At 71.8% G+C, this 13,462-nt stretch carries 11 protein-coding genes; 2 read left to right on the top strand and 9 right to left on the bottom strand.

Annotated features, from left to right (window positions below; all coding sequences use genetic code 11):
* Positions 1-229: 229 nt before the first annotated feature.
* Positions 230-1,357, top strand: coding sequence for a sensor histidine kinase (locus ACIGXE_RS11390; RefSeq protein WP_399745878.1), 1,128 nt, complete (start codon positions 230-232; stop codon positions 1,355-1,357).
* On the top strand, positions 1,354-2,016 hold the full coding sequence (locus ACIGXE_RS11385) for a response regulator (RefSeq protein ID WP_399745877.1): 663 nt from the start codon (positions 1,354-1,356) through the stop codon (positions 2,014-2,016). The genes ACIGXE_RS11390 and ACIGXE_RS11385 overlap by 4 nt, the downstream gene beginning before the upstream one ends.
* Before the next feature lie 109 nt (positions 2,017-2,125).
* Here the strand turns inward: ACIGXE_RS11385 and ACIGXE_RS11380 are convergent, their stop codons facing one another.
* The 9 genes from ACIGXE_RS11380 to ACIGXE_RS11340 form a co-directional block, all read right to left on the bottom strand.
* On the bottom strand, positions 2,126-2,560 hold the full coding sequence (locus ACIGXE_RS11380; RefSeq protein WP_399745875.1) for a hypothetical protein: 435 nt from the start codon (positions 2,558-2,560) through the stop codon (positions 2,126-2,128).
* Positions 2,557-7,089, bottom strand: coding sequence for an RHS repeat-associated core domain-containing protein (locus ACIGXE_RS11375; RefSeq protein WP_399745873.1), 4,533 nt, complete (start codon positions 7,087-7,089; stop codon positions 2,557-2,559). Before ACIGXE_RS11375 ends, ACIGXE_RS11380 begins: the two co-directional genes overlap by 4 nt.
* Positions 7,086-7,634: a hypothetical protein gene (locus tag ACIGXE_RS11370; protein WP_399745872.1), complete on the bottom strand. Its 549-nt coding sequence runs from the start codon at positions 7,632-7,634 to the stop codon at positions 7,086-7,088. The genes ACIGXE_RS11375 and ACIGXE_RS11370 overlap by 4 nt, the downstream gene beginning before the upstream one ends.
* Positions 7,621-7,953, bottom strand: a complete 333-nt coding sequence (locus ACIGXE_RS11365; protein WP_399745870.1) for an SseB family protein — start codon at positions 7,951-7,953, stop codon at positions 7,621-7,623. The genes ACIGXE_RS11370 and ACIGXE_RS11365 overlap by 14 nt, the downstream gene beginning before the upstream one ends.
* Positions 7,954-8,181: 228 nt before the next feature.
* Entirely contained in the window at positions 8,182-8,799 is a 618-nt protein-coding gene (locus ACIGXE_RS11360) for a histidine phosphatase family protein (protein WP_399745868.1), read from the bottom strand.
* Between the two features lie 5 nt (positions 8,800-8,804).
* Complete coding sequence (locus ACIGXE_RS11355) at positions 8,805-9,290, bottom strand: SRPBCC family protein (protein WP_399745866.1); 486 nt, start codon at positions 9,288-9,290, stop codon at positions 8,805-8,807.
* Positions 9,291-9,304: 14 nt separating this feature from the next.
* Positions 9,305-11,107, bottom strand: coding sequence for a carbamoyltransferase (locus tag ACIGXE_RS11350; protein ID WP_399745864.1), 1,803 nt, complete (start codon positions 11,105-11,107; stop codon positions 9,305-9,307).
* A gap of 22 nt (positions 11,108-11,129) precedes the next feature.
* Positions 11,130-12,173 carry an NAD(P)/FAD-dependent oxidoreductase gene (locus ACIGXE_RS11345; protein ID WP_399745863.1) on the bottom strand — a complete coding sequence of 348 codons (1,044 nt, stop codon included), beginning with the start codon at positions 12,171-12,173 and terminating at the stop codon, positions 11,130-11,132.
* Positions 12,174-12,273: 100 nt separating this feature from the next.
* The gene (locus ACIGXE_RS11340) at positions 12,274-13,221 is read right to left on the bottom strand and encodes a hypothetical protein (RefSeq protein ID WP_399745861.1); all 948 of its coding nucleotides are present in this window, start codon (positions 13,219-13,221) and stop codon (positions 12,274-12,276) included.
* Positions 13,222-13,462: the final 241 nt, after the last annotated feature.

Raw genomic sequence — 13,462 nt, 5'->3', positions numbered from 1 at the left:
ATGAGGTGCTCCTTCTCCTCGTACGAGTCCTGCTCCTGGATGCCGCCCGATCCTGTCCGCCGGACCCGCCGCCGGTCGTCCCGCACACGGACGCACTTCGCGCTGCCACCGGTGGCGTACCCGGCTACCGCGGACGCGGCAGGAGCCGCGCGGGTACCGCGGACGCGGTAGGCGGTCGGTCGTCCACGAGCCGGACTCGCCCGCGTCCGCATCTGGCTAGGGTGCGCGCATGGGCATACGACGATTCGCTGTACCGGCCGGTGTCGGGGACTGGGTGATCGCCGTGGGCGTGGCGGCGCTGATGCTGGGCGACGGGTGGTCCGGGGAGCACCTCGGCCCGGCGCCCGCCCCGCTCGGCTACGCGCTGCTGGCGGCCGGCGGCCTGGCGCTGGCCGCGCGCCGCAGGGCTCCGGTCGCCGTCCTGGCCGTCACCGGGCTGTGCGCGGTGGGCTACCAGGCGGCCGGGTTCGACGTGCTCACCGTCGCGTACCTGGTCGCGGTGTACGGCGCGGTGCGGGCCGGGTGCCGTGCCGTGGCGGTGACGTCGTCCCTGACCCTGCTGGTGGCCCTCCAGCTCACGGCGCTGGTCCTCCGCGACGGGCCCGTGGGCGAGGTGTCGGTGCAGGCCCGCGGCACCCTGGAGATCGCCTGGCTCATCGCCGCCTTCGCCGCGGGGGAGGCCTTGCGGCAGGCGGAGCGGCGGGCGGAGGAGGCCGAGCGCACCCGGGAGGAGACCGCGCGGCGCCGGGCCGACGAGGAACGGCTGCACATCGCCCGGGAACTGCACGACTCGCTCACCCACCAGATCTCCGTCATCAAGGTGCAGTCCGAGGTCGCCGTCCACGTGGCCCGCAGACGCGGCGAGGACGTGCCGGAGGCGCTGCTGGCGATCCAGGAGGCCGGCCGGGAGGCGAGCCGGGAGCTGCGCGCGACCCTGGAGGCGCTGCGCGACGACGCCACGGCCCCGCCCCGCGGGCTCGCCGACGTGCCGGAACTGGTGGAGCGGGCCGGCCGGACCGGTCTGGCGGCGACGCTGACGATCGAGGGGGAGCGGCACGACGTGCCGGCCGCGGTGGGCCGGACCGCCTACCGGATCGTTCAGGAGTCGTTGACCAACGTCGTCCGGCACGCCGCCGCCACCACGGCGTCGGTCCGGATCGCCTACCGGCCGGGCGCCCTCGCGCTCCGCATCGACGACGACGGCAAGGCCAGGCCGGGCACCGCCCCCGTGCCCGGCGTCGGGCTGCTCGGCATGCGCGAACGCGTCACCGCCCTCGGCGGCCTCCTGCGCGCCGAACCGCGCGGCGAAGGCGGCTTCACCGTCCGGGCCGAACTCCCCCTGGAGCGAACGTCGTGATCCGAGTCCTGCTGGTCGACGACCAGCCGCTCATCCGCAGCGGATTCCGTGCCCTCCTCGACCTCGAGGACGACATCGAGGTGGTGGCCGAGGCCGCCGACGGCAGGGAGGGCCTGGAGCTCGCCAGGGAACACCTGCCCGACATCGCGCTCGTCGACATCCAGATGCCGGTCGTCGACGGCATCGAGACGACCCGGCGGATCGCCGCGGACCCCGCCCTGGCGGGGGTGCGCGTCGTCGTCCTGACCAACTACGGCCTGGACGAGTACGTCTTCGACGCGCTGCGCGCCGGCGCCGCGGGGTTCCTCGTCAAGGACATCGTCCCGGACGACTTCCTGCACGCCGTCCGCGTGGCCGCGCGCGGCGACGCCCTGCTCGCCCCCTCGATCACCCGCAAGCTGATCGACCGGTACGTGTCCCAGCCGCTCGAGACCGGGGCCGGGGCGGCGCTCGACGTGCTGACCGGCCGCGAACGCGAGGCCGTCGCCCTCGTCGCGCGGGGCCTGTCCAACGACGAGATCGCCGACCGGATGGTGATCAGCCCGATGACCGTGAAGACCCACGTCAACCGCGCGATGACCAAACTCCACGCCCGCGACCGCGCCCAGCTCGTGGTCCTCGCCTACGAGTCCGGTCTGGTCGCCCCGCGCACCTCCTGACCCCCCGGGGCGGCGGCCACCGCCCGGCTCCGGCTCCGCTCCATGACGCAGCCCCAGGTCGGTGACCTGGGGCTGGGGCGTCGTGCGGCGGAGCTTCCGGGTCGGCCCGTCAGCCGTTCACGGAGGCCGGTCGTCGCGGGTCGTCGATGTCGACCGCGATCTCGACGCCCGAGGTCGAGCTGAAGGTGGCGACGTTCCCGGACAGCCGGATCCGGTCGAAGGGGTTGGACTCCGTGAAGAACATCGCCCAGACCAGGGCGCGGTCGGGAGTCAGGCGGGCGATGAAGCCCTCCGACCCGTACGAGCCCTCGCCGCCCCACAGCAGGCCCCGCTCTCCGAGGTCGACGGCGGTGAGGCCGTCGACCTCGGAGACCCAGGACGGATCGCTCTTGAGGAGCTCGCCGAGGTCGAAGGGGGCGAGGATGGTGAAACCGCCGGGAGCGGCGGGATCGAGGCCGACGGCGTAGGACTGTCCGTCGGCGTGGTGCAGGGCGTCCTTGATGGGGAGCTCGTAGTCCTCCCACAGGCGTTCGATCGCGGTCATCTCTTCTTCTTGCACTTCCCGTTGCGCACGTGCTGGGGCCTCTCCTGGAGTCCGGTCGGGGGGACCGGCTCGCCTAGTTCGTTTCTGTTCCGCGAGGAATTCATACGCCTTCTGAACTGCTCCGCCCAGGTCCGTCCGGTGGTCGAGTCCGGATGGACCGCGTTCGGGTCGACCCGCTCGATGATGACCGGCCTGCCCACCTCGCGGGCCGCGTCGAGCCTTCGGTTGTCGTACGAGACCAGCTGGCCGTCCACTTCCATGACCTTCAAGGCCGTGCCGGGGCGTTGCCAGTCCCACTCCCCGGAGCGCATCTTCTCCACGTAGTCGTTCGGGGAGACGGTGCGCTGGGAGAAGTTGATGTCCTCGGGATTGGCCCACTCCGGCTCCCCGGCGAGGCCCAGTCGGTCGGACCAGCTGTGGGGGTTCCGCACGTACGCCACCGCGTTCGGCGCCGGCACCAGGCCGAGCGGGTCCGGGGTGGTGTAGCGGGCCGTCTCGGGGTCGTAGTGCCGGAAGTAGTTGTAGTGGAGGCCGGTCTCCTCGTCCGCGTACTGGCCGGGGAAGCGGAGCGGGCAGTCCGCCCCGTCGCCCGCGCCGGGGAACGGGGTGCCCCAGAGGGTGGTGCGGGACTGCCAGGCGAGGGTGCCGTCGGCCGTGACCAGCTCGACGGGTGTGCCGACCAGGTCCGTGACGATGGCGAGGAAGCGGGCGTCGAACGCGGACTGCGGGGTGGTGTCGGCGAGGTCGAGCAGCGAGGCGCCGGCCTTCGGTGCCAGCTCGCTCGTCCGGCGGATGGACTGGGACACCGGACGGTCGGTGCCGGGCGCGTAGTCCCAGGTCGTCGCCGTGCCGTCCGCGGCGACCTGCTCGGCCAGGCAGGTGCCGTCCCAGGTGAAGGTGAGGGCGGTCCCGTCCGGACCCGTCTTGGAGACGCGCCTGCCCAGGGGATCGTAGGCGTAGGTCCATTCCTCGCCGTCCGGGGTGGTGGCCCCGGTGAGGCGGTTCTCGGCGTTCCAGGTGTACGTCCAGCTGCGGGTCTGGCCGTTGAGGAGCTTGCGGGTCCTGCGGACCAGACGGCCGGCGGCGTCGTGTTCGTAGGTGGTGCGGCCCGCCCGGCGGATGACGGCGCCCTCGTAGCTCCGGTCGCCGGTGGTGGGGTGGTGCGGTGCGTCGGCGTGGGTCTGGTTGCCCGCCCGGTCGTACGCGTACTTCTCGCTCCAGCCGTGCGCCCGGACACCGGTCACCCGGCCCATCGGGTCCAGGGTGAACCGGCGCGTCCCCGTCGTCAGTTCGCGGATCTCGGTGAGGTAGCCGTCGGGGCGGTACGCGTAGGTGCGCTGCTGGAGGATCCGCTCCGCCTCGGTCTCGTGGCGGGTGGTGAGGGTCTGGGCGGTGAGGCGGTCGTTCCCGTCCCAGCTCTGGGCCAGCGAGGTGGCGTCGCCTATGCGGCGCTCGGTCTCACGGCCCGCGGCGTCGTAGGCGAAGGCGATGCTGCCCTCGCCGCTCGTCAGCCCGGTGGGCCGGCCCGCGGCGTCGTGGGCCCACTCCGAGCGCGCCCCGGAGGGGGTGGTGCGCCGGGTGCGGCGGCCCATGGCGTCGTACGCGTAGGCGCTGACGCGCCCGTTGACCGTCTCCGCGATCACGCGACCGACCGCGTCGTGCTCCCGGATCAGTTCCGTGTCCGCGTTCGCCGCGCGCAGCAGGGCCCCGCTCGCGTCGTACGCGTAGGTGGTGACGTCACCGGTGGTCTCGTCGCGCTGGGAGACCATGCGCCCGAGCGCGTCGAGCGTGAAGCGCAACGTCTGCCCGAGCGCGTTCGTCTGGGCCGTGAGGCGGCCCGCCGGGTCGCGCTCGTATGTGCGGGTGGCGCCGTTGAAGTCGGTCTCCGCGACCAGTCGGCCCGCCGCGTCGTACGTGTACCGCCACGTCCGGCCCTGGGGGTTGGTGACCCCGGTGAGGCGCAGCTCGGTGTCGTACGCGAAGACGTAGTGCGCGCCGTCGGGGTCGGTCCTCGTGGCGGGCTGGTCGAAGTAGGTGTACGTGTAGGTCGTGGTGTTGCCGGCCTCGTCGGTGTGCAGGACGAGGTTGCCCTCGGTGTCCCACTGCCAGACCTCGCGGGTGCCGTCCGGCCCCTCGCGCCAGGCGGGCATCCCCTCGATCGTCCAGCCGTGCCGGGTGGTCCGGCCCAGGGCGTCGGTGACGGCGACGACCTGGCCGTGCGGGCCCCGGCGCATGTGGAGGGTGCGGCCCAGCGGGTCGGTCGTCTCCACCGGGAGGCCCGCGGCGTCCGTGGTGATCCGGGTGGTCCGGCCCAGCGGGTCCGTGACGGAGGTGAGGTGGCCGGCCTCGTTGTAGCCGTAGTGGGTGACGGCGCCGCCGGGGTCGGTGGTGGAGGTATGGGACCCACGGGCGTCGTAGGTGTGGAACCACACCGCGCCGCCCGGTTCGCGGGTCTCCAGCGGCAGGCCGCGCTCGTCGTAGACGGTCGCGGAGACGGTGCCGTCGGGCCGCTCGACGGCGATCAGGCGGCCCTGGTCGTCGTAGCGGTAGCGCGTGGTGCGGCCCAGGGGGTCGGTGACGGCGACGGGGTGCCGGTTGTCCTCGTCCCATTCCGTCCGCGTGGTGTTCCCCAGCGGGTCGGTGTACGCGACGATCTTGTACGCCTCGTTGCGGACGTAGACGCTGGTGTTGCCCTGCGAGTCCGTGTAGCGGGAGGTGCGGGCGGCCGTGTCGTAGTGCATCCGCCCCGAGAGGATGCCGTCCGGCCCGATGCCGCGCAGGACCCGGCCCCGGTGGTCGTAGACGTAGCCGTACGTCGCGCCGTTGCGGTCCGTCCACGACGTGACCCGGTGGTCCGCGTCGTACCGGTAACGCAGCGCCTTACCGCTCGAGTTGAGGATCTCGGCCAGGTTTCCGGCGGCGTCGTAGGCGTAGGAGATGAGGGTGGTGCTGTGCTCGCGCTCCTCGCCGTGCAGGAGCCGCAGGGCGGTGATCCGCAGCAGCTGGGGGTCGGTGTCGACGGCGATCCGGTAGCCGCCGGAGTGGGTGATCTCCGTCGGTGCGCCCTGGGCGTCGTAGGCGATGTCGATGCGGTCGCCGTCGCCCGTCCGGTCGGTGATCGCGGTCAGCGCCAGCTCGCGGCCGGACACCGGCAGCGGAGAGAAATGGAGTGTGCGATTCCGTTCCGGGACGACGATGCGGAAGGCACCGTCGGGCTTGCCGTCCCAGTACAGCGGCCAGCGGGGACCGGAGGTGGGCGGGGTCGCCACGCCGGGGGTCGGCACCGGATACGTCAGCAGCATGCCGCCGTCGGTGACGTAGACGACACCCGCGTCGTCGATCTCCAGACGCTGGTCCAGCGTGCCCGCCCAGGTGGGGCCGAACCATCCGCCGCACGGGTGCCCGGACACGTAGTGCCGCTCCAGGACCACCGGCAGCGCGCCGGGGAGGGTGACGTCGACGGCGGACATGACCATCTCGCCGGTCGCCACGTCGATGGGATCGCCGTCGACCGGACGCTCCTCGTTGGGCGTGGTGTTCCGGTCCGGGTCGTTGTCCGTCCGCGTGCGCGCGCTGCCGTCCCGCCGCAGGCCCTCCGCCCGGCCGCGCAGCCGCTGCGCGGCGTCCTTCACCACGGAGGCGCCGCGCCGCGTCGCACCGACGCCGCCGCTGGCGAGGGCGAGGAGGAGCTCCGGGGTGAGCATCCCGGCCGCGCGGGCGGGGTTGCGCTGCCACTCGTCCCAGTTGACGACGGCCTTGGCGAACTCCTGGGGATGGTGGGCGGCGTACGCGGCCCCGTCCACCACTCCCGCCAGGTGCAGCCCCACGCCGTCGGGCCCGTCACGGACGAGGTCGTCGAAGTCGTCGTACCAGCCGCGCATGGTGTCGCCCGCGCCGCCGAAGAAGTCGCCGAGGCCCTTCTGGAACTTGTCCCACCCCTTGGGCGGCGGCGGCTTGTCGGGGGCCTTCTCCGCCGCCGTGTCGAGCTGCCGCTTGGCCGCCTCGATGACGGTCTTCAGCTCGCTCTCGAGCTTGTCCAGGCGGGCGTAGCAGTCCTGCAGTGCGGCGATGCCGGGATCGTTCTCCGGCGGACGCTCCGGCAGCGGGTCGTCCTTGCGGTCCACGGCGGCGTTGTAGTCCGTGACGCTCTTCCAGTGGTTCTTGGAGGTCGCGCGCGCCTCGTCCGCGTCGTCGATGATCGGCCTGAGCCGCGTGTGCACCGAGCGCAGCTTGTAGGCGTAGGAGTCCAGGGCCTTCCCGGAGGACTCGAAGTACTTCTGCGCGGACTCCAGTTCCTGGGGGAGCTTCTGGGTGGCGCTCTTGAAGCCCTCCGCGCCGGCCCCGGTCCAGTCCATCAGGGACAGGGTGACCAGCTTGTCCATCCCCTCCTTGAACGCGCCCGCGTAGGCGGCGAACTGGAGGGCCAGCTCGTCGACGACCATCGAGTCGCCGTAGATGACGTCACTGGGCTTGGCATGGGGCGGTATGCGCTCCCTGCCGCCGCCCTCCATGGCATCGCGGCTCGTCATATGACCGGCCCCTTCGACTTCGTCCCGCCGTCGACCTCCCAGCCGCCGCCGTCGACGCGGAGGCGGGGCTGACGGGGCACGTCCTGGTAGTTTCCGTCGTCACCGTGGTCCAGCCACGGCTCCTGGTAGATCTTGGGCGGCGGATCGAACTTCGGCCTGGACCCCTCCTGCCACGCCTTCATGCCGCGCTCGCCGAACGGCAGCTTCGCGATGTTGGCCGCGGTCGGCGAGAAGTCCTTGATCCGCAGCAGGTCGGCCAGCACGTAGGCGGCGAGCACCTGCCGGAGCGTGCCCACCACCGCGTCGGTGTGTTCGGCCACGCGTCCCATGCCGAAGCCCCACGCCGAGAGCATCTTCTCGGTCGAGGAGGAGATGTCGAAGTCGGCCGCGTGGGCGATCTGTCCGGACAGCGACTTCCAGTCGCGCTTGATCTGGTGGGCCGCCTCGACGGACTCCTCCAGCGGCGTCAGCACCTTGCGCACGGACTCGATCTCGATCTTGTATCCCTCGCCCGGGGCCGGGCCTCCCGCGTCAGGCTCCGCCATCGTGCTCCCCCCGCGTTTCCGTGTTCTCGAGTGTGTGCGCGTCCAGCAGGAACGCCCGCGGACCCAGCGGATCCACCAACGCCCGTACGCCTTCGGGCAGGAGCTCCACCAGGTCCGCGACGGTCGTGGACGCCCACGCGCACGGCCCGGCGAACAACCCGAGCCCTTCGCAGGAGGTGAAGACCGGCACCACCGGGCCCTCTTCCGTCTCGCTGACCAGGAAGCCGGGCTCTTCCGGACGCTGGAAGTACAGACGCGCCGAGCGCATCTCCGCCAGCCGTTCGGAACGCGACATCGACGCGACGATTTCGTCGCGCAACAGATCACGTAGCGACAAGTCTCCCCCTCGGTTCGCTCACGTTAACTATCGCACAGACGTGCCATCTGCCCTGGTTTTATTCGAGCTTGGCGCGCGCGTCATCCCTCGACGCCGAAGCAGGAAGGGGGCAAGGAGAGGGGATACGCGAGGTCCGGAGCCGACGCCCCTTGCACCCGCAACGCGCGCGCGCGGACGCCCCCCGCGCGAGGGGCTCCGCCGGGCGCGCGTTCAGGACAGGTGGTGGGTGTCGTTGAGGGACCGCACCGTGGCGGTGCCGCTCTCGTCGTACGTCACCGTCGACAGGGAGGCCGCCGCGACGTCCATGCGGAACAGGCTGTGCGGCGGCGCCTGGAGGGCGAGGCGGAGCAGGGTTCTGACCGGTACGACGTGGGAGACGACCAGGACCGTGGCGCCGGCGTGCCGGGCCAGGAGGCCGTCCCGTACGGCCGCGACCCGGTGGGTGACCTGCCGCATGGTCTCGGCCGCGCCCGTGGGCGGGCTCTCGGGCGAGGCGAGCCATGCGTCCAGGTCGTCCGGGTGGCGCGCGCGGACCTCGGCGAAGGTGAGGCCCTCCCAGGCCCCGAAGTCCGCCTCGCGCAGGTCCTGTTCGACCCGGACGTGCAGCCCGAGGCGCTTGGCCACGGCCTGGGCCGTCTCCTGGCAGCGCCGCATCGGTGAGGTGACGACGGCCTCGATGCCGCCGCGGTGGGCGAGCGCCTCCGCCGCCGCCTCGGCCTGGCGGCGGCCGGCCGGGGAGAGTCCCGGGTCGGACCCTCCGCTGCCGGAGAGCCGCTTGTGCGGCGTGAGCGGGGTCTCGCCGTGCCGCAGCAGCACGAGGGTCGTCACGTCGCTCACTTCGCGGTCTGCGCGAAGTGGTCGCGTACGCAGTCGGTCTGCTTCTCCATGATGTCGATGATGCCCTCGACCACGCTCAGGTCGGCGTCCTCGGCGATCTCCAGGATCCGCGACCAGTCGAAGAAGCTGCGGGCCGGGTCGTTGGTGATGGGGAACACCCGGATGGTGGCCTCGTAGCTGGCGACTCCGCTGGTGGGGGCGACGGCCCGGTAGGACTGGGTCCGGTTGATCTCGTCGCGGGCGGCGATCTCCTGCTGGACGACCTTGCCGCTGAGCGTGAGCTTGAAGTCGTAGCGGGCCGGGACCGTCTCGACCGAGCCCCCCTCGACCCAGCTGACGTCCCGGTGGACGTCCAGGTCGCCGGGGGACACGATCTCCAGGATCTGCATGGCGTCGCGGATGGTCGCCCACACGGTGTCCGGGTCGGCGTCGAGGACGGTGGAGTGGTACATGGTGTGCTTGCGCTGGATCTGGATCGGCACGGGGCGCTCTTTCTCTAGGACTCGTTCTTGGCGATGAGGTGGTTGCCGAGGACCAGGTAGTCGATCTCGGTCCCCATGAAGCAGTTCAGGGCGTCGGTGGGCGTGCAGACGATGGGTTCGCCGGCGACGTTGAACGAGGTGTTGATCAGGCACGGCGTGCCGGTGAGTTCGGTGAACCGACGCAGCAGCGCCGTGAGCCGGGGGGTGCCCTCGTCCGTCAGGGTCTGGATCCGGGAGGTGCCGTCCACGTGCACGGCGCCGGGGATGCGGTCCTTGTACGCCTCGCGAACGGGGAAGACGAAGGTCATGTACGGGGAGCTGGTCTTGCGCCCCATCTCGAAGATCTCCGGCGCCCGCTCCTCGAGGACGAGGGGGGCGAACGGGCGGAACGGCTCGCGGTGCTTGACCCGGGTGTTGATGATGTCCTTGATGTCGGCGAAGCCCGGGTTGGCGAGGATGCTGCGGTGGCCCAGCGCGCGCGGCCCGTGCTCGACGCGCCCGTCGAACCAGCCGATGACCACCTTCTTCGTCAGCAGCCTCGCCACGTGCTCGACGACCTCGTCGTCGTCCAGGCGCGAGACCACGACACGGCCGGCGAAGGCCTCGACGGCCTCCTCGATCGCGGCGTCGTCGTAGGACGGGCCCAGATAGGGGCCGACGGGCGCGGAGGCGGCGGCGTGGATGCGCGCGGCGTCGGTGCCGGGGTCGTCGAGCCAGGCGCGGGCCGCGGCTCCGATGGTGATGCCGGTGTCGGAGGCGCCGAAGCTGACCTGCATGTCCGCGAAGCGGGAGCCCTCGAACAGCGGGGTGTTGTTCAGGCAGTTCAGGGCGACGCCGCCCTCGAACAGCAGGCGGTCGAGATCGGTCCGCTTCTCCAGGTGGCGGACCTGGTGGGCGGTGGCGACGTTCAGCATCTGCTGGGCGGCGGCCGCCACGCGGGAGGTGTACTCGAGGGTGTCCTCGAAGGGGCCGAAGTACTCCTCGAACAGGGCGTCGTGACTGTGGAGGTCGTCCGTCCGCAGCGGCATGGCGAAGCTGTAGCGCCCGTCGTCGTGCAGCCGCAGCAGGTGGTCGAGGAACGGGTTCGGAGTCGGGGGCGCGGCGTAGCCGGCCAGGCCCATCACCTTGTACTCGTCGTTGTTGGGGACGAAGCCCAGGAAGCGGGTGATGGAGGAGAACAGGGTGCCCATGGAGTACTGGGCGCCGATGACGCTGTCCTCGAAGACGGTGATCCTGCCGTCGCGGATCTCGCCCGTCAGGGTCGAGAAGCGTTCGGCGCGGCCGTCGCTGACGAGGAAGGCGGAGTCCTTCATGCCGGCGAGGAAGTAGCCGGTCGTGGCGTGGGCCAGGTGGTGCGGGACGAAGCGGACCTTGGCCGGGTCGGGGCGGTGGCCGGTACGGGCCTCGAAGTCCGCGAGCATCGCCTCCGGGCTGACGACCTGGTCGAAGAGGTCGGCCATGTCGCCCATGAGCCGGGTCTTCGCGTCCCGCGCCAGCGGCGAGGCGCGGATGCCGTCCAGGATCTCGTCCAGCACCTGGGGGGTCCAGTTCCAGGGGAAGGCGAACAGGTCGACGTCGTCGAACGTGATCCCGGCCTCTTTCAGGCACCAGTCGATCGCGTGCGCGGGGAAGTCGGTGGTCTTCTTCTCCCGGTTGAGGCGTTCCTCCTCCACCGCGGCGACCAGGCGGCCGTCGATCAGGAGCGCGGCGGCGGCGTCGTGGCCCAGGAGGTAGTGCTTGTTGATGCCGGTCGCGCCGAGGCGTTCGGCGAAGAACTCCGACACCCGGCTGAAACCATTACATCCGAGAACGATCACGGCATTCTTTCCTGTTCTGGGGCTACTTGACGAGCAGGTCGCGGAGCTTCTCCCCGGCCGCGGGTGCCTGGCACAGACCGGCGCCGGTGAACCCGGCCGCGTACAGGAAGCGGGGGGCGGGGTGCTCCCCGATGAAGGCGGTGTTGCTGGGGCTCGCGTCGAAGTCGCCGCTCCACGCGCGGTGCAGGCCGATGCCGTCCAGGGCGGGGAACAGGGTGCCGAGGTGACCGGCGATGCGGGCGAGCCAGGCGTCGCGGGTCTCGCCGGCCTGGGGCATGCCCATGGCGAGCAGGATGCGGTCCTTCCACGAGCGGATCCGCAGCCCGGACGCGGCGTGCATCGTCATGGGCAGCTCGTGGTGCGGGGCGGGCGGGACGTCGGTGAACAGCATCTCGATCGCGTGCGGCCGTATCGGCAGGTCGACCGACGCCATGGCCGCCACCTCGCCGGACCAGGGCCCGGCCGTGCACACGATGCTGTCCGCCGTGATGCTGCCCCGCGGGGTGTGGACGGTGTTGTCGTCGTCGATGCGGGTGACGGGGGTGTGGGTGAACAGCCGGGCGCCGTGGTTGCGGGCGGCGGCGGCGTAGCCGCGGACGATGTCGAGGCCGTCCACGTGGTACGCCTGGGGGGACCAGGCGGCGGCCAGCACCGCGCGCTCGCTGACCAGCGGGTTGAGCGCGGCCGCCTCGCGGGCGCCGATCAGGTCGACCTGGACGCCGGCGGCCCGCTGGGCCTGATGGCCGGCCTCGAAGTCGGCGATCTGCTGTTCGTCGGTGAACAGCACCATGAACCCCAGCCGCTTCAGGGCGAGCGGGGCCGCGGTGTGGCGGGCGAAGTCGTGATACGCGTTCAGGCTGCGTACGGCCAGCTGCCCGGTGGTGGGGTTGCCCGGGAAGTACGTGCGGATCATGCCCGCCGTGTGCGCGGACGCCCCGCCGCCGAGGCTTCCGCGTTCCAGCAGCACGGTGTCCACGCCGGCTTCGGCGAGGTGGTAGGCGGCGGAGGTGCCGATCACTCCCCCGCCGATGACGACGGCGTCGGCGCGGGCAGGCAGGGCGCTCAAGGTCTTCCTTCTCCTGGGGTGTGGGTGCGGGGGGCGGGGACGCGGACCGGTGTCGTCGTCTCCTCGCCGGGCTGCGCTCCGGGCCGGGGCACGCGCCGTCCTAGGCGTTCTGCTGGCGCAGGTGGTCGCCGGTCTCCCACGGGTAGAGCTGCAGGTTCCATCCGCCGAGGCAGTTGATGTAGAGCGCCATCTGGCTGGTGACGGCGTAGAAGTCGTCACGGTCGAGGCGGTCGAGGACGTCGAGGAAGCGCTGGGTGAACGCCCACAGCTTCTCCAGACCGCAGTAGCCCAGGAACTCGGCGGGGACGCCGACCAGGAGCCGGGTCATGTGGACGAGGGATTCCAGGGGCATGCCCTGGACGACGGCGCGGACGAGTCCGCCGTAGGCGGCGTAACCGAGCGGCCTGGTCTCGCCGTTGACGAACAGCAGGGTGGGCAGGACGGTGCCGAAGTTGCCCGCCCGGGAGGGGATGACGCCCTGGTGGAGGCCCTCCAGCTCGGCCGGGGGCGTGAGCCAGATCTTCTCGGTCTCGGCGGCGATGTCGGCGACCAGGCGGGCGGCGTCCGCGTGGGCGGCCTTGAGCGTCGGGATGTGGTGCCCGCCCGGCTCGCCCGCGCGGCGGACCTCGGCGAGGATCTGCTTCTTCGTGGAGTAGACGGCGTCCCAGATCGCGGCCCCGGCCTCCAGCAGGGCGGGCATGTCCGCCTCGCGGACCTGCCCCACGGGGGTGGCCGGCATCGGCTCGGTCAGGGTGCCGTACTTGATCCCCAGGTGCTGCAGGCCGGAGCAGAACACGGTGCCGTCGGGGGCCTCGCGCCGGTCGGGGATACGGGTCGTGTGGGGCGTGTGCAGCAGCGACGGGATCGGCGCCACGTGGTAGAGGTGTTCGCCCGCGATCAGGGCGTGGCCCTGGAGGCTCTGGTAGGGGAGGGACTCCCACAGCGCGTCGGCGAGGGCCGGGTTGCGGTCGTCAAGGTCGGCGGTGACCGTGATGCCGAGGTCCGGCCAGGAGATCTCGATCTGACGGCCAGGCAGCTTCTCGGACAAGGCTTTCCCCGTTCGTTGGTTCGGCTTGTCCGAGGAGTACATCGTCAACTGCCTTGCGAAGGTCAGGCGTTGAAACCATGAAACTCCGATCGGCCTGGCATCCGTAGTTCGTGCGTTTCTGGGGAACCGCAGCTCAGGGGGCCCGCGCACGGGGGCTCGGCGCTTCCGGGAGCGCGTGCGCCCGCCAGGAGGGCCCGCCCGCGACGCGTCGCCGCGCCGGTACGCCACCGGGCCGCGCGGC

It is taken from the genome of Streptomyces sp. NPDC053431 (assembly GCF_044544925.1).
In the GTDB taxonomy this organism is placed as follows: domain Bacteria; phylum Actinomycetota; class Actinomycetes; order Streptomycetales; family Streptomycetaceae; genus Streptomyces.
The sequence above is the reverse complement of the archived record's forward strand: the minus strand, read 5'-3'. Positions and strand labels throughout refer to the sequence as shown.